The 21,646-nt window shown below is 39.7% G+C and carries 17 protein-coding genes; 12 read left to right on the forward strand and 5 right to left on the reverse strand.

Translation table 11 applies throughout. From position 1 onward, the window contains the following. Positions 1-953: UvrD-helicase domain-containing protein (locus OGM63_RS05310; protein WP_263744456.1), on the reverse strand; the 953-nt coding region annotated here is incomplete at its 3' end. Between the two features lie 159 nt (positions 954-1,112). Here OGM63_RS05310 and OGM63_RS05315 point away from each other — a divergent pair. Beyond that, positions 1,113-2,882, forward strand: coding sequence for a glycosyltransferase family 39 protein (locus tag OGM63_RS05315; RefSeq protein ID WP_263744457.1), 1,770 nt, complete (start codon positions 1,113-1,115; stop codon positions 2,880-2,882). 80 nt (positions 2,883-2,962) lie between these two features. On the opposite strand, the gene OGM63_RS05320 is transcribed toward OGM63_RS05315, so the two are convergent. Further along, complete coding sequence (locus OGM63_RS05320) at positions 2,963-3,511, reverse strand: FHA domain-containing protein (RefSeq protein ID WP_263744458.1); 549 nt, start codon at positions 3,509-3,511, stop codon at positions 2,963-2,965. 710 nt (positions 3,512-4,221) lie between these two features. Between OGM63_RS05320 and OGM63_RS05325 the strand changes: the two genes are divergently transcribed. The 7 genes from OGM63_RS05325 to OGM63_RS05355 all read left to right on the forward strand — a co-directional run bounded on the left by OGM63_RS05325 (position 4,222) and on the right by OGM63_RS05355 (position 11,917). Further along, positions 4,222-4,506 carry a cinnamycin family lantibiotic gene (locus OGM63_RS05325; RefSeq protein WP_263744459.1) on the forward strand — a complete coding sequence of 95 codons (285 nt, stop codon included), beginning with the start codon at positions 4,222-4,224 and terminating at the stop codon, positions 4,504-4,506. A 170-nt stretch (positions 4,507-4,676) separates the two neighbouring features. Further along, a complete protein-coding gene (locus OGM63_RS05330) occupies positions 4,677-4,961 on the forward strand; it encodes a cinnamycin family lantibiotic (protein WP_263744460.1) in 285 nt (94 codons plus the stop codon). A gap of 212 nt (positions 4,962-5,173) precedes the next feature. Next, positions 5,174-8,419, forward strand: coding sequence for a type 2 lanthipeptide synthetase LanM family protein (locus OGM63_RS05335; protein ID WP_263744461.1), 3,246 nt, complete (start codon positions 5,174-5,176; stop codon positions 8,417-8,419). Positions 8,420-8,505: 86 nt separating this feature from the next. Beyond that, positions 8,506-9,300: a hypothetical protein gene (locus OGM63_RS05340; protein ID WP_263744462.1), complete on the forward strand. Its 795-nt coding sequence runs from the start codon at positions 8,506-8,508 to the stop codon at positions 9,298-9,300. A 179-nt stretch (positions 9,301-9,479) separates the two neighbouring features. Continuing rightward, positions 9,480-10,409, forward strand: a complete 930-nt coding sequence (locus tag OGM63_RS05345) for a Nif11-like leader peptide family natural product precursor (RefSeq protein ID WP_263744463.1) — start codon at positions 9,480-9,482, stop codon at positions 10,407-10,409. Between the two features lie 345 nt (positions 10,410-10,754). After that, on the forward strand, positions 10,755-11,123 hold the full coding sequence (locus OGM63_RS05350; protein ID WP_263744464.1) for a DurN family substrate-assisted peptide maturase: 369 nt from the start codon (positions 10,755-10,757) through the stop codon (positions 11,121-11,123). 77 nt (positions 11,124-11,200) lie between these two features. Beyond that, positions 11,201-11,917, forward strand: a complete 717-nt coding sequence (locus tag OGM63_RS05355; RefSeq protein WP_263744465.1) for a hypothetical protein — start codon at positions 11,201-11,203, stop codon at positions 11,915-11,917. A gap of 15 nt (positions 11,918-11,932) precedes the next feature. Here the strand turns inward: OGM63_RS05355 and OGM63_RS05360 are convergent, their stop codons facing one another. Next, positions 11,933-13,618, reverse strand: a complete 1,686-nt coding sequence (locus OGM63_RS05360) for an ABC transporter ATP-binding protein/permease (RefSeq protein ID WP_263744466.1) — start codon at positions 13,616-13,618, stop codon at positions 11,933-11,935. A 340-nt stretch (positions 13,619-13,958) separates the two neighbouring features. Here OGM63_RS05360 and OGM63_RS05365 point away from each other — a divergent pair, with 340 nt between their 5' ends. From OGM63_RS05365 to OGM63_RS05375, 3 genes are all read left to right on the forward strand, one after another. After that, positions 13,959-14,828, forward strand: coding sequence for a glycosyltransferase (locus tag OGM63_RS05365; protein ID WP_263744467.1), 870 nt, complete (start codon positions 13,959-13,961; stop codon positions 14,826-14,828). Between the two features lie 107 nt (positions 14,829-14,935). Next, positions 14,936-16,030 (forward strand): acyltransferase family protein, encoded by a 1,095-nt coding sequence (locus OGM63_RS05370; RefSeq protein ID WP_263744468.1) that lies wholly within the window; start codon positions 14,936-14,938, stop codon positions 16,028-16,030. A 43-nt stretch (positions 16,031-16,073) separates the two neighbouring features. Next, a complete protein-coding gene (locus tag OGM63_RS05375) occupies positions 16,074-17,084 on the forward strand; it encodes an STELLO glycosyltransferase family protein (protein ID WP_263744469.1) in 1,011 nt (336 codons plus the stop codon). A 5-nt stretch (positions 17,085-17,089) separates the two neighbouring features. Here the strand turns inward: OGM63_RS05375 and OGM63_RS05380 are convergent, their stop codons facing one another. Further along, positions 17,090-19,087, reverse strand: coding sequence for an ABC transporter ATP-binding protein/permease (locus tag OGM63_RS05380; protein WP_263744470.1), 1,998 nt, complete (start codon positions 19,085-19,087; stop codon positions 17,090-17,092). Between the two features lie 246 nt (positions 19,088-19,333). Further along, positions 19,334-20,416 (reverse strand): RuBisCO accumulation factor 1, encoded by a 1,083-nt coding sequence (locus OGM63_RS05385; protein ID WP_263744471.1) that lies wholly within the window; start codon positions 20,414-20,416, stop codon positions 19,334-19,336. Between the two features lie 235 nt (positions 20,417-20,651). On the opposite strand from OGM63_RS05385, the gene OGM63_RS05390 reads away from it, so the two are divergent. Further along, the gene (locus tag OGM63_RS05390) at positions 20,652-21,608 is read left to right on the forward strand and encodes a response regulator (protein WP_263744472.1); all 957 of its coding nucleotides are present in this window, start codon (positions 20,652-20,654) and stop codon (positions 21,606-21,608) included. Positions 21,609-21,646: the final 38 nt, after the last annotated feature.

Here is a 21,646-nt window from a genome sequence, read left to right on the forward strand (position 1 = left end):
CCTCCTCCACTCCCCCCCTCCCCATCCCTTGCCAAAATTTCTAAAAGCTTGGTCTGCAATGGGCTGGAATCTTGAGCTTCGTCTTCAAAGACGGCAAAAACTTGATTTTGCTCGATTCGTCTGGCGCTGTGGTTTTCTAAGACGCGCAAAGCTGCTAAAATCATGTCGTCGTAGTCGATGAAGTCACGCGATCGCATTAAATTCTGATATTGTTCATATAATCCGGCAGCTACGCTCAAAATGGCGTATTCGTCTGTGGTTTGTTTACTCCACTCACGCAACTGTTCTGGGGATATACCGGAACTTTTGGCTTCATGAATCACTGTCAGCGCTAATTCTGGCAATATTTCGGTTCGCAGCACTGATTGACGACGCAATCTTTCTGTTTCTTCACCGTCAAATTGATGACCTTCTAACAATCGGTAATAACGGTCAGAATTATTGCTAATCCACTGTTCGACAGCAGCACGTATAAAACGGTGGCTTTGGCTTGGTGTGATTAATGTGACATTTTCTAACTGCAAACCAGATAAATCGGCATGACGACTAGCGATATTTAATGCCAAACCGTGCAAAGTATAGACAGTGAAACCTGTTTGAGGTAGAGATAATTTCTTTAAATATTCGCGAATTTTTACTTTAATATTGGCAGCCGCAGAGCGAGTAAAGGTGACTACAATCAGTTGACGACGCGCTTTTGTGCGGCTAGATTCATATTGACGAGCGATCGCGATCGCGGCAGTCGCTGCCATACCCGTAGATTTCCCAGCACCAGGAACTGCGGAAACAGCTAATGGACCAAAATGCCAATCAGCCATTTTTTGTTGTCCTAGTCGCAAATCGTTGCGGATAAGTGCTACAGCGCTTGGACTCACAGAAGAAGCTGATTTTGGAGATATTTCTTTTTGCAGAGATTCGTAAGGCACCGGATCGGTAAAATTAGTGTCTGACATAAAGGGGGCATGGGGCAATGGGCATAGGGCAATGGGTATGGGGCATCGGGACGCTTGGACGTTTAAAAACAATTATTACCAATGCCCAATTACCTTTTTTCCAATTCCCAATGCCCCATGCCCCATGCCCATTGCCCGATGTTTATTAATAGCTAAATAATGAAAAAACGTATATCTATACATTATCTAATTTTAATTGGTGCGATCGCTCTTGGCGCAATTTTGCGCTTTTGGCATTTGGATTTAAAACCGCTCTGGATGGATGAGGTGATTACTGCCATCTTCAGCTTGGGCAAAAGTTATAATGATTTGCCAATAGGAGTGGTGTTTCCTCTTGATCGAGTGCAGGAGATTTTTACTTTTCAGCCGAAAGTTAGCTGTCCGCAAATTGCCGAAAATATTGCCAGACAATCTACGCATCCCCCACTGTTTTTTTGCTCTATGCACGCTTGGCTGGGGTGGCTGAGTCATGACGAGCAAGAATGGGTGTCAAAATTGCGAGCGCTTCCGGCTTTATTTGGTGTGGGAGCGATCGCCGCAATTTATGCTGTTAATCTTGCCTTTTCTAAAACATCTGCTTTAACGGCAGCAGCTGTGATGGCAGTCTCACCTTTTGCTGTTTACCTATCCCAAGAAGCACGACATTACACTCTGCCCATGCTCTTGATAACTTTAGGGTTATTAGGAATAATGCAAATTCAACAAGACATATTTCTCAAACAAAAAGTTCGATTTTGGGTTTGGTTCAGATGGGCAATTATTAATAGTATAGCTCTTTATGTACACTATTTTTGTGTTTTGGCATTTATCGCTCAGATAGCAACGTTAATTTTACTTATATATTATCCCCTATACGCTAAATCTATCAAGCAAATTAAGCGTCAAATCTGGTTTGCTTTGATTCTATCTATTAGTGCTGTTGCCATTAGTTTTATTCCTTGGCTTATGGTGATGCTGAGTCATTTTCATCGTTCAGAAACTGATTGGCTCAAAACTACCGCACACATCGCTCCTTTTTTTCAAACTTTGATTAATTGGGTCTTGATGGTGATTAGTTTACCTGTCGAAAATCAGCCTTTACCAATAGCAATTATCTCTGGTTTCTTAATGTTGATGTTTGCTATTTGGGTAGGACGGCAAATCTTTCTAGGTTTAAGGGTTTTGTGGCGTACACCAAAAACTCATTTAGCTACATTAACACTTTTAAGTTTCTCTGGTTGGGTGTTGTTAGAATTCTTTGCTATTATTTATTTTTTGAATAAAGATCTTACTCTGGTTCCGCGTTATAATTTTGTTTATTATCCCAGTTTCTGTGCTTTAATAGGAGCTAGCCTTAGTAAAAGTCAAAAGTCGTCTTGGAAACTTAAGCGGGAACACCAGTCCGCTCAACGCGCTGATCCCACCCAAGCGGCTGGCTCCGGAAACCGACACCCCTTACTTTCCGCAAAAGTCAAAAGTCAAAATTTATTAATTTTTTTATTGGTTGGTGTTCTTAGTTCTATTTTTGTTGTTTCTAACTTAGTGTTTGAAAAGCCTTTCAAACCAGAGCAAGTTGCTCGGAATATGAACCAAAATTCTGCTGTACCGCTGATGGTTGTTATGGCATATAGAGATTATCAAGATGTGGCTTTGGGTTTAAGTTTTGGTTTAGAAGTGGAAAAAGTTAGAAAGATTGATGACAGCGAAAAGTTAGATAAATTTGCTTTTTTTAAGAACTCTCAAGAACTTTCTGTTTGGGAACAACTTTCTCAATTACCTGCACCCGCAATATCTAAAATGAATTTATGGGTTATTGCACCGGGAATAAAACGACGAGATTATCCACCGCAGATAGCAATGTCTCGGTTCAATTGCACAATTGATTCTAGGCAGCATTACCGGATCGGAGTGCCTTATCAATTGTATCGCTGTGGGGATTTTAAATTGTAAATTTTGGGTTATTGTCAAGACGTAAAGCGTGGAACGTCTCTACAATAATATGTGTAATTTTAGAGACATGAGATTAGAGGTTAAGGACGTAATTTATTGAATAATTTTTTGAGCGATCGCCAACTATAATTCCAGATGTTCCCAAATATGCCGAAAAACTTGCCTAAACCATCTATAAAAAAGGGTTTCCTATTCCTCGTATCCAAAAATTCCATCTGAATGACTGTACTTGGATTATTCAGTGAGGTAGGAGGTTCGGGAGCTACTTTTTGTTTATTGAGGAATAAAAATGTGACTTTACTTCCGGGACCTAAATCTATTTTATCTCCTAAATTGAGCCGATAACGCTTTTTTTCTTCTACCCTGATGTTGTTAAGAAATGTTCCATTAGAGCTTCCTACATCGACAAGATAATAATTTTTTTTTTCTATTTGAATTTCTGCATGAAGTCGTGAAACAAAATTGGCATTTGGCAAATCGGAGACATTGATATCTCCTAAAAGTTGATTTTTTGGTTTGCCAATACGAATTGTAGTTAAAGTTGATGGCAAAGCGAAAGAAGTGTCAGTTTGAACATGAAAAAGCTCTAAACCTAAACTTATTGTTTGTAACCTGCCTGAGTTTTGCATAACTTGCTTTTGGAGAGCAATTTTTCAATTTATCTAGATTATTTGCCTTGGTAGCAAAAAGGCTCTGTGGTAATCATACTAGATTTAACAACAAAGGAGTCAAAAGTTGGGTAGAGACGTTCCACAAGAGAGGCATCTCTACGGGAGTTGGAAGTCAGATACCATTTTACGGTAGTGTTGACGCACTTCCCCCCGTTGCCCGTGGAAAGTCACTCTGGCTAAGGGAGAACCATAAAAATAAATCGATCGCTTGGTTTTGAAATTATTCGTTGGTATCTGGGAACTTAATTTATGATTAATTATTCTGATTCCTCTTAAACAACAAATTTTCTTTGTAAGTACTGTAAAGTAGCAGTTTTTCATAAAATTTATATCGAGTAGAGTAGAAAGAAAAACATTTCCTACTGAGATTTAGTAGTACTGATTTTTTTCGGTCAATTAGTATAAAAAAAATAAACATATTGAAGTAAATTTTGGCTAAAAGTCTAATCAAATAAATAAATTAACTCTTGATTAAGTATAAAGTAAAACTACGGCTATTTCAAGTATTTAATAAGCTTTTGATAAGTATTCAACATATGTAAAAAATAATACCATTTTTCTTTCCAAGGATTTGATGTATTCTGTCTATCAGAAAGAGAAAACAGCTATTAGCTGGTTTCTATATGCCTATAAAAGGCACTCTTCAGTAAATACAAGGAGATAAAAATATGTCCACAACTTTACAAGCAAAGCCCTCAATAGAATACTTAGAGCAGTTACTTCAAATGGCTGCAATTGACGCTGAGTTCTCCAATGAACTTCAGAATCATCCAGAAATGTTTGGCATCAATGCCGACATGGTAAAGTCTGTACCTATGTCAGTAGAAAAGCAAGATGAGTCCTTTGCTGAGTTATTAAACGATGCTTTAGGACAACTCGACATCATGGCAGGTTGTGCAAGCACCTGTAGCGCTGGACCTGTCACATTATATTGTGATGGAACTACCAAGTAAATTGGTGGAGAAATCAATTACTTAAGTTGATAGCCTAAAAAGCTATCCCCAGGCTAGCAGCAAGGCAATAATTGTGTTCCTAGCCTGGTTTTTTGAAAAAGACCAACAAATTGATGGTCATCTAGATGCCTATAAAAGGCACTCTTCAGTAAACACAAGGAGATAAAAATATGTCCACAACTTTACAAGCAAAGCCCTCAATAGAATACTTAGAGCAGTTACTTCAAATGGCTGCAATTGACGCTGAGTTCTCCAATGAGCTTCAGAACCATCCAGAAATGTTTGGCATCAATGCCGACATGGTAAAGTCTGTACCTATGTCAGTAGAAAAGCAAGATGAGTCCTTTGCTGAGTTATTAAACGATGCTTTAGGACAACTCGACATCATGGCAGGTTGTGCCTCTACCTGTAGCTATGGACCTGCCACAATCGTTTGTGATGGAACTACCAAGTAAATTGGTGGAGAAATCAATTACTTAAGTTGATAGCCTAAAAAGCTATCCCCAGGCTAGCAGCAAGGCAATAATTGTGTTCCTAGCCTGGTTTTTTGAAAAAGTTTCGGCATCGAAAAATAACTAAAGTAAATAATTCGTTAAATAAAATCACCAATTCTGAAAATATCTCGGTTCTAAATTTTAATTAGACTGTAACTTGGTATTAGATGACTATGCTCAATGATGATTTTCTTCTCAAAATAGCCTGCCGTGCTAGTAACTTGTCAGAGCGCGGTTTCATCGTCCAAAAATTAGCACAAAGCCAAGCAAAGGATGCATGGAATACACCTCTGAGTCCTCTAGATAGCTGGAATATTCAGAAAATAGCCGGTAAATTAGCTGTACAGCTAGTTAAGGAAGCTTATGAGAAAGGAGCCATTAGTCAATCGCTCATAGATGATTTACAAAAACTGCTTAGTGACTATAAATTAGCTGAACGCAATTTAGACAACTTATCTGAATCAGACAAATTGGTGTTCATTGAACTCCATCGTCAATGGTTGCAAGTTTACCAAGCAGCGATGGCAACGCTAGATTTACCCAAAGATAAATTTGGCGATAGTTCCTGGTACAAAAGAGAGATTTACTACGGAAAATTTGCTAAAGTTTGTGAGCCATTTTTACGACTGTTGGACATCACATTGCAACCCTTTTTCAATGCAGTCGATGACACTACCAACAATTGTCAGATTCATCCGCAAGTACTGACTAATATTGAGCTTCACTTGCTGAATCGGTTTGATATGCATCTAGCCTGGGCACTGGAAGCCAATATCAATATTTACTGCGCTCAAAACAAGATTGACAAATCAACTGCTAATTCTGATGAATATGTTGCCTATCTAGAAAAAACATTTTCTACTCAGCAGGATTATCATCGTTTTTATAATCAGTTTCCCACACTGGGACGTTGGTTAGCGCAAGTTACCTCTTTTGTGTGCCATCAAGGGGAAGAACTGCTACAACGTTTAATCCGCGATCGCCATGAACTAAGTGCGACTTTCTTTGAAGGTAAAACTATTTCAGCGATTAAATCCTTAAAATTAGGGAACTCTGACTATCATGGTGGTGGTAAGAGTGTCGTGATTGTGGAACTAGAACTCAATAATTGCGAGTTTGCCACTATTGTTTACAAGCCTCGCTGTGTTAAAGCAGAAGCAGCAATGCAAGCTTTGCTTCAAAATTTTATTCAGCATCAAGTTGTGGAATTTGCTACTTATGAAGTCCTTTGTAAAGAGGACTATGGGTATGCTGAGTTTATTCCCTCCCGAAAAAATTATGTCGAAAGCCAAGAATTTGTTAAGCGTTTCTATCAGCAACTGGGTGGATTTTTAGGGATTTTTCATATCCTTGGAGGGGGTGATCTCCATCAGGAAAATATTCTGGCAACTGATGGTAACGCATTTATCTGCGACTGTGAAACGGTTTTAGAAGCAGTGCCTTATGGTATGGACAAATTACCAGACACAGTATTTGATTCAGTGTTTAAAACAGCCATGTTGGAATGGCCTCGTGATGATGCTGATGATGAAAAACAGATGAAGATGAGCGGCTATAGTGGTGGAGAATCTTACGAACTCTCTTATACCCTTCCCAAGATTAACGACCGTCGTATGTCATTTGCTGTAGGAGTCGAACATCAAGCTGGAGTAAAGATTGAAGTAGAAGCCACCAATCGCATTTATTGCCAAGGTCAACTTGTACAGCCACAGGATTATAAAAGCGACATTGTGGAGGGGTTTAACCGGGTTTATGAATGGTTTCAACAAAACCCGCAGCAGGCAATTTCCCTGATCAAAGACTTGTTCTCTTCCTCCTCGGTGCGCTTCCTCAATTGGGGAACACAGGCATATGCTAAATCAATGGTTGCTGCAAGACATCCCAAATGTCTTGCCGAACCACTGGAAGTAGATTTGCTTTTCAATAGTTTAAAGGAACACCATCGACAGTGGGACGAAAGCCGAGAATTGTCACAGATGGAAGTGACAGCAATGTGGCAATTAGATGTCCCCATCTTTACTACTCAAGCAGCCAACAGCCAAGATTTGATTGGTAACTACCAAGAAACGCGAGCGAATATCGTAGCAACTTCACCTGTGGATAATGCCTGCCAACGGATTCTTCGGTTGTCTACAGAAAATCGAATCAAACAAAATCAATATATTTATACCAGTTTATCTCCCGAAGAAATCAATAGTCCTTATTTCATTGCCTCAGCCGTTAACTATGCTCAACAAATTGGCAGGCAATTGTGCGAAATGCTGGAGCATGAGGACAGCAAAGCTCCGTGGAAAACTTATGATTATACCGCCACGGGAAAACGCATTGTTGATATCAGCGGCGATCTCTACGATGGCTCTGCTGGAATCTGCTTATTTTTGGCTTATCTAGACGCTATTCAACCAGAACCAGAATTCCGCCAAGCAGCAGAGCGAGCCTTATCACATGCCATAGAGCAACGTAATACTACCTTCGTTGGAGCCTACCAAGGAACAGGGGGGTTGATTTACTTGTTGACGCATCTAGCTCAACTGTGGAACCGACCAGCGCTGCTTGATCTAGCGGTAGAGTTGAGTGATGAAGTGAAGGGCAGAATTGATCAAGATAAATACTTTGATCTTCTTCATGGCGTCGCAGGACTAATTCCTGTGATACTAAATTTGGCAGCAGCGACTGATGGTAAAGGAATAGATTGTGCAGTGCAGTGCGCTCAACATCTGCTTGCTTCCGCAAGCCGCCGAGATGATACCTTGAGTTGGCGTGGTGGACGACCAGAGTTAGCACGAGACAATCTTACTGGTTTTTCTCACGGAGGTAGTGGTATCGGTTGGGCGCTCATTTTGTTGGGGTGTCACCTCAATGAGCCTGACTACATTACAGCCGGTCGTCAAGCGTTTGCATATGAAACACTTCACTTTGATCAACAACAGCAAGATTGGTATGATTTACGCAAATCCGTGATGACATTAGAAGACCCAAATCAGCACCATTTTGCTAATGCTTGGTGCAACGGTGCAGCCGGCATTGGTTTGAGCCGGATTGCGAGTTGGGCAGCTTTAGGGAAAACTGATGACGATATGTTGCGCGATGCTTATAGGGCGCTCAATGCAACTGTCGGTAATTTTAATAAACTCGGTAATGATTCGTTATGTCACGGCAAAGCAGGTAATGCTGAACTATTTTTGCTGGTTTCCAAGCTCAATGACCAGCCTTATCTCCAGATGGAAGCGAATGTAATTGCACAGGCGCAGTGGCGTACTTTTGAAAAGGCGCGGCGCTGGATTTGTGGCTCTAGTGGGAACGATATTCTCCCTGACTTAATGCTGGGAATCGCAGGGATTGGGATGCATTTTTTACGATTAGCTTATCCGGAGTTTGTCCCTTCACCTCTGTTACTCGATCCACCTCCAAAGGTGTAGGTTTTTAGAGATAAATAAATCCAGATAGTCAAAATTTGGAGAAATAATTATTGCCAGCTAGCAGATCATCTTTCAGGAGTAGAAGAGTGACACAACAAAAAATGATAAATGGCATGATTTTTGCCTGCTTGTTGTCAATAGGCTTCCTACTAGGAATGCCAGATTCAGCCTTGGCTTTCAAGGTGCCAATTCACGAAGAAATCACCCGAGAAGTGTTTGCTGATTTCAAAGTGGTGGCTGGCAGTGAGACACTCAAATTCACTGATTATGCTATCGACCAAATTCTGAAAGCAAATAAAGACACTGACGATCTCCCCAACCAGGTTAATAGTGAGAAGCATTTCGACGGTGAAGACTTTGTTGGTGGTAGTCAACGGGTAAAGGATCTCAAAGAAAGAGTCATTAGCAAAGTGACTGCGACAGAGCCTTATCCTACATCAGCCCGTAATGATTTAGGAACTGCTTCACATACGATTCAAGACTTCTATGCTCATAGCAACTGGGTAGAACTCGGTCATAGCAGCCCGAATATCAACACAAAGATTGGAAGAGAAATATTTTCTGGAGCTGAGAAAAACATCCCAACCTGTCCTAATGATCCAGGGACTCTCGGTGGTGAAGGCTTACGTCAACTAACTTCTGGATATTTCATCCTTAGTAATAATGTAGCCTGTGGCGTTCCTCCAGGAAAGTGTCGTCATGGTGTCCCTGTGGTATGCTCGACTGGAATTAACAAAGACGATAGCAGTCGCCAAGGATTTGATACAGCACGCTCTTTAGCTGTTAGTGCGACTAAGGATTATCTAAATCAGATTTTCAGTGATTCCCGCATGGCAGGTAATGTTAATGCTATCAAACTTTTGATGCGAATCAATAATTAATGAATATTCTGCCTTCCCAATAGTTTTTTTTTCAATCAACCAAGCATTTGTGAAAGCTGCAAAATTTCCATAATTATTGCTTTGGTTACTCAACCTAACCCCTAAAATAGTCCAAAGCTAGTTCGAGAATGTGGTGGCTGTCCTCATATTTTTGAAATATTGAATTTTTTGAGGTAAAAATGTCCAAAGAAGCTGTGATTAACTTATATGAAGCTATTTTTAATTCAGAAGAATTGCAACAAGAGCTTCATGCAATCACTCGACCAGAAGAAATTATTAAGTTAGGAGCAAGAAATGGTTACTCTTTCACCCTAGAAGATATCGCCCAAGCCGATGCTTCTTATCCTAGAGAAAATAGCAAACCGCTGTTGTCCAATGATTTTTCCGATGATAGCGTCAGTAATAATTTCCCCCAGTTTTACCATTATGAGTTTGCCTTCTCAGAGATTCCAGGATTTGAGGAAATAGCCCAGGAATTTGAAAAACTTAAAATCAAGCCCAGTACAGTAGATTTAAATTTGTATCAACAAAGCTTTCGAGAAGAAGATTTGAAGTCTACATATGTCTCCCCGGATTCACCCGGCTTTAAGCAGTTGTATGACAAATTACAAAATTCATATTTGGATTTAGATATCCCCAGTCCTAAACCTGACTATGCATGGTGTCCATTTCACTTAATTAACCTAGACTTTTATGTAGACCATCCGCTCTATGAAGATTATTTTAGGACAAAGGTGAAGCTCCTCAAGCTCCTCAAAGATTTTTTTGCAACTGATGTAAGGTCTTCCGGGAGCTTATGGTATCCTCCAAACTCTTATAGATTGTGGCATACCAATGAAACCCAACCGGGTTGGCGAATGTATCTGGTTGATTTTGACTACTTTAAACCTCAGGTCGAGGGAGAAGCATTTTTCCGCTACATGAATCCCAAAACTAAAGAATTAGTTACCCTTGAAGAAAAGCCCAAGGTAGTTAGATTTTTTAAAATAGAAAGCGAACCAAGTAAATTATTCTGGCATTGCATCGCTAATACAACAAAATCAAATAGATGGAGTTTTGGGTTTCAAATCTCTAGTAAATGGATGAACAAATTATTGCACGTTTCTTAAAAAAAGCATATAGCGATTCTCATCTAAGTGAGGTACAGATTGACCCCTCCCCCAATCCCTCCCCGACGCGGGGAGGGGAGCAAGACTCCGGTTCCCCCTTCCCTATCAGGGAAGGGGGCTAGGGGGTTAGGTCTCTTGCGTACCGCACCTAATTGAGAAACGCTATAAAGAATAAAAAAAGTAAAATGGCATTTTTCTAGATATTTTCTGCTGATTGGATTTATCAATCCTGCTGGTAATTTAGTTACAAACCTTGGCTTTAAAAATTCCAGGAGAACAGGAAAAAAATCAACAAAAAAATGCTAAACTTCCAAGTAGTTGTAAAGCCTTTACAAAAAAACCAAGATGCAGGAAAAAGTTGTTAATAGAGGTCTGGATCGAGATGAAATCAGACAGATACAAATGTTAATGTTCATGTGTTGGTGTCTCTCACCACAGAGCAAACTACGTCAGTTACTGGAAATGGCGTTAGAGGCGTCTGAAACTGAAACAATGGCTAAGGCTCAGGCAATGCCCTGTGATGATGTGAGTATTGATGGTTTATTTGTTTGGTTGAGTTCTTTAGTCTCGCCAACAGAATTAACAGAGTCAGAAAAGCAGTTGCTGGAGTGGCAAAATGATGCTTGCAATATGTTACCAGCAATCGATGAACTTAAGACCATTGAAAGCAAATTGGGCTTTAAATTTAGCATTGAAAAGCTTAATTCACAATAGCACCGAATTTGATATTTAGAGTTTGTAACTCAGTCATGGCGACTTAACTGCTTTTAGTAATAAAAAGGAGGTCTGGCATGAGTAAGGCAGTTTCACAGTATTATCCTATTGCTCCACATGAGTGGCAATCTGTTTTGGCAGCCTACGAATCTTCGACGCCCTACAATTATGCTGTCATAGACAATTTTCTCCAGCCTGATGTTTGCCAGCAACTTCATCAAGAGTTATTGAATCACCCAGGATGGTGCAATCAGAACAGCACAGGGCAAACCCTGGTTGGCAATATGGGTCCAAAGATAGAGACAATTTTTGCGATCGCCCAATCCCTCAAAGCCAACTGTCCTTCTCTGTTCTCTGACTATGAGTTGGTTGAGCATTGGGCGCTCATGTACCCGAAAAATGCTTCTGGGAAGCTGCATTCTGACGTTGCATCTTTAACCTTGAACCTCTGGTTGACGCCAGATGAGTATAACTTAGAACCGAATGGAGGTGGTCTAACCTTTTTTGATGTCAAACGTGAGTCCGAGCCTTCACCAGGTAAGTCTTTGTCATATTTTTGGTCAGAAGAATATATGAAAGATCATACAGCAGGTCAAAAAGTCAGCATCAGTTATAAATGTAATCGCGCACTTCTGTTTGATGCGAGTACTTTTCATAAAAGTGATGCTTTTTGCTTTGCCAATACGAAAGCGGAGTCTCACCGAATTAATCTTTCTTTAGCATTCGACAATCCTACGGTTTATCAGGAGCGTAATCGTGCGTTGAGAGAAGCATTTACTAATAGCAGCAATTGAGAAAAAATCGTGTAATTAGCGAAGCTTCCACATTCCATTCTCTAGCAGCTCTAGTAATAAATGGTGGTAATTCATTAAAGTCGGACGATGCCCAACGCTAATATAAGTAGTTCCGGTTTTCATTAGATGTTGGTACAAATTTTCCTCGTTTTTGATATCTAAAGCGCTAGTGGCTTCATCGAGGATGGCATAGCGAGGTTTAGTAATAAAGAGACGGGCAAAAGCAATCCGCTGTTGTTCTCCCAAGGAAAGGACATCAGACCAATCTTGTTCAACATCTAAACTACCAAATCTCTCAACTAACTTTGGTAAGCCGACTTGTTCGAGAACACGACAAAGTTGCTCGTCATCAATTTGACTTTCAGTACTCGGATAAATAAGCTGATTGCGTAGTGTACCTAAAATCATGTACGGGCGCTGGGGCAGAAACAACATTTCACTAAGATTAGGGCGGATGATTGTCCCTGTACCAGAATTCCATAAGCCTGCGATCGCCCTTAACAGCGAACTTTTACCACAGCCACTCTCTCCCATTACCAGTAGTCCTTGTCCTGCTTGCAGTTCTAAAGATAGATTGCTAATTAGGGTTCTTAAATAGTTTGGGGTTTGCAGCGTCAACTGCTGAATAGCCAAGCGGGAGTCTTCGACTATATCAATCGTCGGTATATGGACTGCTATCGTATTTTTAGTTTGATCTTTTTGTTCAAGATACTGTTTGAGGGCATACAATCGGTCAATTCCAGCCACGAATCCAGTCAAAGACTCAAATCGATAAACAATAAAATTCAAGGCGTTGAAGACACTCAGGAAAGCACCTATAGACTCAGAAACTTTCCCTACTTCCATATCTCCTCCTAGAATCCTAGGAGCCAAAATTACTGGTGGAAGAAGTAAGGGAAGAAACTGATAAAGATTGGTTAGTAAACTCAGATTAAACTCACGTAATATCAGGCGATTAAAAATTTCAACTACCTCGTTGAATAACTTTTTTGCATAGTTTGATTCTTGTACTTGCCCACCATAAAAAGCTATAGACTCGGAGTTTTCGCGGATTCTCAGCAAACTAAAGCGGAAATTTGCTTCTTTTTTAAGCTGTTCAAAACGCAGTCTAACTAATGGTTTACCAAAGACTAAAATTACGATAAAAGTGCCGATCAAGATATAAGCTACGATTAATAAAACTAGAGGTTGATAAATATTCCAGAGAACCCCACTAAAAACAATTATTTGAAGCATTCCCTGAATGAGCGAAATAAAAAAACCTAAAGCATTTTGAGTAAAACCTTTGATGTCTTCAGCAATACGTTGGTCTGGATTGTCAATTTCTTTATTGGAGCTGAGGTAGTAAAATCCACGATTTTTTAAATATTTATCGAGAAAATGTCTCGTCGTCCACTGCCGCCAGAAAATTCCTAGCTTATTTACTAAATAACCATATCCAGCATAAAGTGGCACATAAATAGCTAAAATTTCTAGGAAAATAAGTACAGAGCGCCAGAACCTCTGGGAGTCTTTTTTGGATAAGGCAGAAATTAAGTTGCCCTGTTGTTCATTTAATACTACGCTCAAATTTGTGTAGCTTAATAGCAATAAACCTATCAGCAACAGTAGACTAAATGCACCTATTTTCTCACGTCCAAGCCAGTACAGTTTGGCAATTGCCCAAAACTTTTTGAGCGAACTTAAATTTAAGAAATTCATCTTTAATTTTTCTGGGGTAATTAAACAATGTATTATGATAGTTTTTACCATAAAAAAAGACAAATAAATCATTTTTTATAAGTAGGACTTACGCACTCGTAACGAGAAAACAAGACTTAGATAAATGCTTCCTTACGTCGCTTCGGACGGAAATACATAATCCGTGGGTAAGTCATGATAATTTATGGTAAAAAATATTTATGTAGCTGCAATAATTTCAGTATATAAGAGTAGTTTTGAATTGATTTTTTAAAATAAAAGACGTTCTTGATGATATAATTTTTCAAGCAAATAAACATTGTATCTGCTGATTTTTTTGAAGTGAAAAAAATAGGTTGACATGAAACTAAGTGTTATCATCCCGTGTTTTAATGCAGAGTCTACCATCGCCGTTCAACTGGAAGCCCTAGCTAACCAACACTGGTCAGAGCCTTGGGAGGTGATTATTTCCGATGGTGGTTCCAGCGATCGCACTAGAGAAATTGCACAACAATATCAGGAAAAGCTACCGAATTTAAGGATAGTTGACTCCTCTGAGCGAAGAGGAATTGCTTATGGTCGAAATGTGGGTGCACAAGCTGCTGCTAGCGAATCCCTTGCCTTCTGCGAGGCTGACGACGAAGTAGGGACTGGTTGGGTAGCGGCTATAGGGGAGGCACTCTCTCAGCATGATTTCGTAGCTGGCTATTGTGATATCAAGAAACTTAATCAACCTTGGACAATCAAGGCGAGAATGGGGGGAAGACTTGTTGACGGCTGGGAAGATGGAATTCTGAGTGAGCACAGCTTTATAAAATACTCCGTTGCCGGAGGATACACTGTTGGGATTAAACGCTCAGTCCATGAAGCGATCGGCGGATTTGATGAGTCTTTGCCCGCTGGCGACGATGTTGACTATAGCTGGAGAGTGCAGCTAGCTGGGACGAAGCTGCATCATATCCCAAGTCTCAAAATTCACTATCGGCTTCGCGATACCTTAGCTGGTATTTACCGTCAAGCTTATGTATATGGGAAGGGTAATATTTGTCTAAGCAAAAAGTTTGAATCATTAGGCATATGTTCAGGTCCATCGCCGGATGGAAAAATAGAGTGGCAGCTTCTACTTAAAGATTTAGTGAAAATTCGTAGCAAGGAACACTTGGCGGCATGGTTATGGAAAGTTGGCTATCAAAGAGGATGTAAACAAGCTCTCAGCAGTGAAGGTTCATAACTTGGTCTCGATTTAATAGTGTGAGTGACTTGCAAAAACAGGCGAAGCTCTGGTAAATATAGCCTGAGGAGAAACAGAGTTTAAATGTGAAGAGGAAAGCATAAATAATGAGAGTACTTTGGGTTGATATAGCAAAAGCCTACGGAATGTTCCTAGTTTTCTATGGTCATTTTCTTGAAAAATTAATTGTTTCAGGCAATGTTGCAGCCTTTTTCCAATTCAAGTTTATTTATTCATTTCATCTGCCGTTGTTTTTCCTATTGTCTGGCTATATTAGTAAAAACAATAGCTTGAGTTATAAGGAATTTTTAAGATTACATTTTACTTCTAGAATAATTCCAGTTATCTTTTTTAACTTATTAGCTATGACTATCAATATTTACCAGGATAGTCTTTTGGGTTCTTTACATTGGAATTATTACTTATTGGGTTTAATGAACTTACTTAAAGGACATCCAGTATATAATGCTGTTACATGGTTTCTTGTTTGTTTATTTACTATTGAAAATATTCATTTCTTTTTATCTCACTACTTCAAGACAAATAAGCAATTAATAATTTCTGCCGTTATCCTATTTTTGATTGGGTTGGTAATCACTTTAAACATAGAATTCGTCACCGAGGTGACGGGAGTAGAAAAAAACTTATGGTTTGTACACGAAGCCTTAGTTGCTTACCTATTTTATCAATTTGGAAAAATCTTAAAGGACTGGGAACTTTTAGAAGAAAAAATAACGCTATTTTTTCAATTCTTTCTTTTGGTTTTTACTGGTTTAATTGTCTTGCTCACCTTCAATTTAAATACAAATCTATTCACAGTCAAAATAACAGCCGTAATGATGGCTATTTCCAGTCATGGAAATTTTGTACTTTTCCCGCTAACCGCGTTAGCAGGTTCACTTTTTATTATATTCTTGGCAAAGTTAACACCTGCCTCCAAAATAATTCTATTCATCGGTCAAAACACATTAATTCTCTTAGGTCTAAATGGTTTATTTTTTCATTTTGGAAATCAATGGATTTTTACATTACTCAAAGAGTTTTTAACAGATTCACATTTGGTAGTTTTTGAGGCTTGTAGCTTGGTGACTTTACTTTCCATAGTTTTATGTGTCCCATTTATATTTATTTTTAATCAGTTCATACCTCAACTTGTAGGAAAGCCAAAAAATAATGGACCGTTATTGAAAAATCTAGTTTAAAGATAACTTTAGGAATTACGTAATTTTTGAAAAAACTAGAGTCATGCCTGACAATAAATTTATTGTTATCACAACCATTAATTACCCAACGGATGGCATCAAAAAAATAGCGAGTAACTACAAAGATTGGAGCTTTATTGTTGTTGGAGACAAAAAAACACCGACAAACTGGAACTGGGAAGGTGTTCAATTTTTGTCTGTTCCAGACCAATTAGCACTTGAGAGTGCTTTTGTTAGGGAATGCCCTTTCAATCATTATGTGCGGAAAAATATCGGTTATCTCAAAGCTATACAGAATGGTGCAAAAGTTATTGCTGAGACAGATGATGACAATATTCCCTACGACTCTTTTCTGGTTTCAGTTGACAAGCAAGTAGAAGGGCAGCCGGTACAAAAGCATGGCTGGGAGAACATCTACACACACTTTACAGACACTAAAATCTGGCCACGGGGCTTTCCTTTGGAATACATCAACGAAAGTTTTAGAAAAAAAAGCCTTTTGGGTGATAAATCTACGTTTGATTGCCCTATCCAACAGTACTTAGCGGATGGTGACCCAGACGTTGATGCAATCTATCGGTTAACAACGGAAGAAGAAACGAAGTTTAGGTCAAACACAGTTATTCTCAAAGATGGCACGTTCTGTCCGTTCAACTCACAGAATACGATTTGGTGGCCGGAAGCGTATCCGCTGCTCTATTTACCTAGTTTCGTGAGCTTTAGAATGACTGACATTTGGCGATCGTTCATCGCACAAATTTGCTTGTACAAGCAAGGTAAAAATATTGCTTTCCGGGAAGCGACTGTTGTTCAGTTGAGGAATGAGCATTCTCTGATTCGTGACTTTAAGGATGAAGTTCCAGGTTACGTCAATAACATCATAATTATGGAACTCCTTAGCGGTCTGGTGTTATCAGAAGCACCAGACCGGACGAGCGAGAATTTACGTCTGTGCTACGAAAAGTTAGTAGAAGCAGAAATAATTCCCCAGTCCGAGTTACATTTGGTTGATTTGTGGATAAAAGACCTCAATCATTTGGGTACATCCCACTAATTGTATTAACTACCAATAACTTCAGGGAGTTGAGGATTTGGGATTTTCTCAAGCCGCTCGATAAAGTTTTGAACTGGTATCAGTTGCCAGCTAGAATCACTGAATAATTCTAAGACTTGCTGATGATAGTTTAGTAAACTCTCTCGGTGTCCAACACTGATAAAAGTAGTTTCGCTTTGCTTTAGCTGTTGGTAAAGATGCTTCTCATTTTGCTGATCTAATGCGCTAGTTGCTTCATCCAAAAAAGCGTAACGAGGTCGATTGAGTAAGAGTCTTGCGAAGGCTAGACGTTGTTGTTCTCCTATGGACAAAAAGCTACTCCAATCTAGTTCTGAATCAAAGCCACCTACTTTAGAAAGTAACTCAGGAAGGTTAACTTGCTGCAACAATGATTCCAATTCTTCATCTTGAATTTGACGATTAGTCTTGGGGTAGAGTAACTGTTCCCGAAGAGAACCCAGAATCATATAAGGACGCTGGGGTAAAAACATGATTTCTTCGAGATTGGGTCTGACAATACGACCCTTTCCTGTGTTCCACAAATTGGCGATCGCTCTTAGCAGAGAACTTTTACCAAGACCACTAGCTCCCATAATCAATATACTTTCACCAGGTTCTAACGAAAACGACAGATCTTTAACTAAAGTCTGTTCACCGTTAGGAGTTTGCAAAGTCATGGCTTCAAGGGCAAAACGATTGTCCTCTAATATTTCAATAGTGCTTTCTTGTCCTTGTCTCTTCGACGCTACCAAAACCTCCGCCAAAGTAGCCAAGCGATTAACCACAGCAGCAAGAGCGCTGAGAGTATCAAATCTACGTATAATTACTGCTAGTGCCCCCGAAAGCTGAAAGCACAATATACTTGCTTGAGTAACTGTTCCTAACTCAATCTGACCATTAAAATATAATGTTCCTATAGTTAAATAAGGGAGGATAAAAATAGAATTTTGGTAGCTTACGGTTAGCAATTCTATATTCCGTTCCCACCCTATGATTAGATTCAAATTCTCCATGAGCATAGTGAATCGCCGCTTCAGTATACTCGATTCTTGATTTTCTCCACGAGAGAAGGCGATAGACTCAGCATTGTCGCGCAACCGAACCAAGCTGTAACGGAAATTTGCTTCGTATTGGAGTTTTTCAACGTTAAGATTAACTAACCCTTTACTAAAAAAAATCACAATCAGGTTGATAAGTAAAGAATAGCTCAACAGAGCAATAAACAGTATTTTAGAAATCGTCCAAAGCACAATTCCGTAAGCGATTAGATTAACTACTTGATTAAGCATAGCCACAAAGAAATCCAAGATAGTTTGAGTAAACGACTCAACTTCCTTGGAGATACGCTGGTCTGGGTTATCGATATCAAGATTGGTCTTAAGTTCGTAATAGGCTCTATTGTAGAGATATTGATCCAGGAAATAGTTAGTTAACCATTCTTGCCAGTAGAGACAGAGTTTCTTTTTGATGTAGTTGGAAAAAACCATCAAGGGGACGATTACGATTAACGAACCACCATAGAGCAAGAGCAAGGGAATATACTTTGACATCTGCTGTTGAGCCATAGCAGTAATCAAGTCTCTATTCACATAGCTACTTAGAACATTTACTCCAGTACTTGATAACAACAATAACAAGATAATTGTTAACATCAACCACGGTCGCCACTCCTCTATTAGCTGTTTCCTGTAGTAGAAAAAACCAGCAATGGTAGCCAGCAAAAGTAAGCCAATAAAATAGATAACTGGCGATTTGATGATCTGGGAAATATAGTCTACTAAACCTGGAGCAATATTGTTGATGATTTCTGGAAAATATTGCTGTCCTCCTAAGCTGATGACGCTGACAAGAGCAAATGAAGCTATTGAGAGGAATGCCATTAGCAACAGCAATACACCTACAAAAGTTCCTCTTCTATTATCGGAGCGTGGATACCAGTAAGGTTGGACAAGTGCTAAAAATCTTTGCCCAAGTTGACGTTCAAATCTATGTATTTCACTCATATAATTCTAAAATATTCAAATCTATTTGGTAAGTCGGTATAACGTCAATTGCACACCGTCAAATAAACTATTTTATGTTTTAAGAGTTTGGAGCTAGTTGCCCATTCAAGTAGGCACACCGCAGAGAGAGGATTTGTGGTAAATTATCAGACAACAATTGAGAGGAGCCAACCACGTACCAAAATTCTCTGCGTTGGGTGGATTACCTGGAAAAATTTAACCCCTAACTCCTAACTTCTGCTTTGTTTATTCGTCTATTTGCCAGGAATCCTTGGTTATTTCTTCATCCAGGATTTTCTTAGGACGAACGACGACAATAATTCGACCTAAAAGAGGAATTGAGGGTGCGGTTTCAAACCATTGAAAATCAAGTTCGCCGGCGTTGTCAACCACAAAATAGCTGCCATCATCCCATTCTTGGACTGCGCGATCGCAAACTACTAAAACTGTTTCTGATTTCGGTTGTGTTTGGTTGGGTAAACGATCGCTTTTACATAAAATTACGACTGGATCGGATGCACCTAAGATTACTTGCCAACCTGGTAAAGGTACCCAAGCTTGTTCTCCAGCAAATTTTACCATGCGAAATGGTTCAATTTGTTCGACTATAGGAACAGCTTGCAAATCTTCTGCCTTCAATGGCAGTTCACCCGCTACAGGCACGAGGCGCGGCAATTCTTCTTCAGATTCCAGCCGGAAAAATGGTAAAATTGGCGCGGGACGTTTAGGAACGACAGTAAAATCAGTTAATAATTGTTCTATTTGCTTTCTGGCAGTTGGTGAATAAGCAAAGCGTAAACCTTTGGCAATTAGACGCGATCGCTCTTGTAAATCTGAGTATTGACGAGCAAGTTTCCAACATTGATAAGCAACTGCATCCCCTGGATGATTAGAAAACCCATCTGGTAAGGTAGGAAAGCGGGAGAAATCTTTGATGGCTTTTGCCACTTCTTTTGCTTCGTCGGCATCAACCTGGTTTTGAAAAGTCAGTTCAGCCGCAGCAGCGCGTTCAGAGTTGGTTAACAAACGCAATTCATATAAAATATCACTACCGCGTGTGCTGTAATGCGATCGCACTGCTGGTGATGCTCCAACTTGTTCTATAGAATTGTAAACTTGAGCGCCGACAATTACTTGATTTTGCTGAATCGGTTCAAAACCAGTAGCTTCAAAAATGTCTTGAGGATTGTAACCACTTTTTTGCAGTTGAGCGATCGCCATTCCCCATTCCACCCAGTTGCCTTGTTTTTGCCTGAGCTTTCGCAGCAATTCAAGTGCAGCATCTGAAGCTGTGTCAGAATTTTGAGGATTGGGTGGTAAGTCAGTCATAATTTGCTCTTAATCGCGCACGATTCCAATATCATTTTAAGGTTTAATCGTTTTTAATTACGCAATTACTCGCTGGCGATCGACGTGGATTTTCCTTATTTTACTGTGGCACTAACTACAGTCCAGTTTGACACACCTTAATTACATCGCTAAATTTCCGCAACGTTTATGAGTTATTTCCAAAGAAGCTTGGTATGGAATATAACAAGATGGGTACTATTTAAGCAATTATCTTATGGATAATCCCATTTCAGAAATTGATAAAGTCCACCGTCAATTGATGACTCTAGAACGACCCAAGAAACTGAAAATCCTGGTAGTTGACGATGAACCAGATAATCTCGATCTGCTTTATCGTACCTTTCGACGTGATTTTCAAGTTCTCAAAGCCGATAGCGGTATCAATGCTTTAGAAGTTTTGGCAGCATCCGGGGAAGTAGCGGTAATCATCTCCGACCAGCGGATGCCAGAAATGAAAGGAACTGAATTTCTCAGCAAGACTGTACCACAATTTCCGGATACAGTCAGGATAATTCTGACAGGTTTTACTGATATTGAAGACTTGGTAGAAGCGATTAACGCCGGACAAGTCTACAAGTATATTACCAAGCCTTGGGACCCAGGTGAACTCAAAGCGGTAGTGCAAAGAGCAGCAGAAACTTACGACTTGCTCAAGCAACGTACAGAAGAACTGCACCGTGCTCATGCTCAAATCGCTTTGCTGACATTTTTAGTGAAAGTAACCCCAACAACTTCTAACTTAGAAGCAAGTCTGACATCGATTGCTAGGGCTTTTAGTGAGACTTTCGCAGCGGATGGCTGTATTTTGCAATTAGTGGAGAAAAATACTCTTGTTAACAATCAAGGGACTTGCTGTAATACAGGTACAATTGAAAACTGGCTAGATCGAGATCCACTGACAACAGAGGCGATCAAAGAAGGAAAAATTCAATTTTCCGTAAATGTACCCAAAGACCAAAAACTCGCACTTATCACCCAATATCGGGAGAATCAAGTCCAAGCACACTTCATTATCCCGATGATTTACCGCTCGGAAGTTTTGGGGGTGTTGTCGCTACAGTGGAAACAACCATGCACTTTGCGAGAAGATGAATTAGAGCTAATTCATACCTCCGCTCAACTAGTTGCGATCGCACTTACTAGCAGTCGCTCCCCTATAGCAAAAATTTAGTCAAAAGTCAAAAGTCAAGAGTCAAAATCTTGACTTTT

The sequence above is a fragment of the Plectonema radiosum NIES-515 genome (assembly GCF_025753815.1).
GTDB classification, from domain to species: domain Bacteria; phylum Cyanobacteriota; class Cyanobacteriia; order Cyanobacteriales; family Nostocaceae; genus Hassallia; species Hassallia radiosum_A.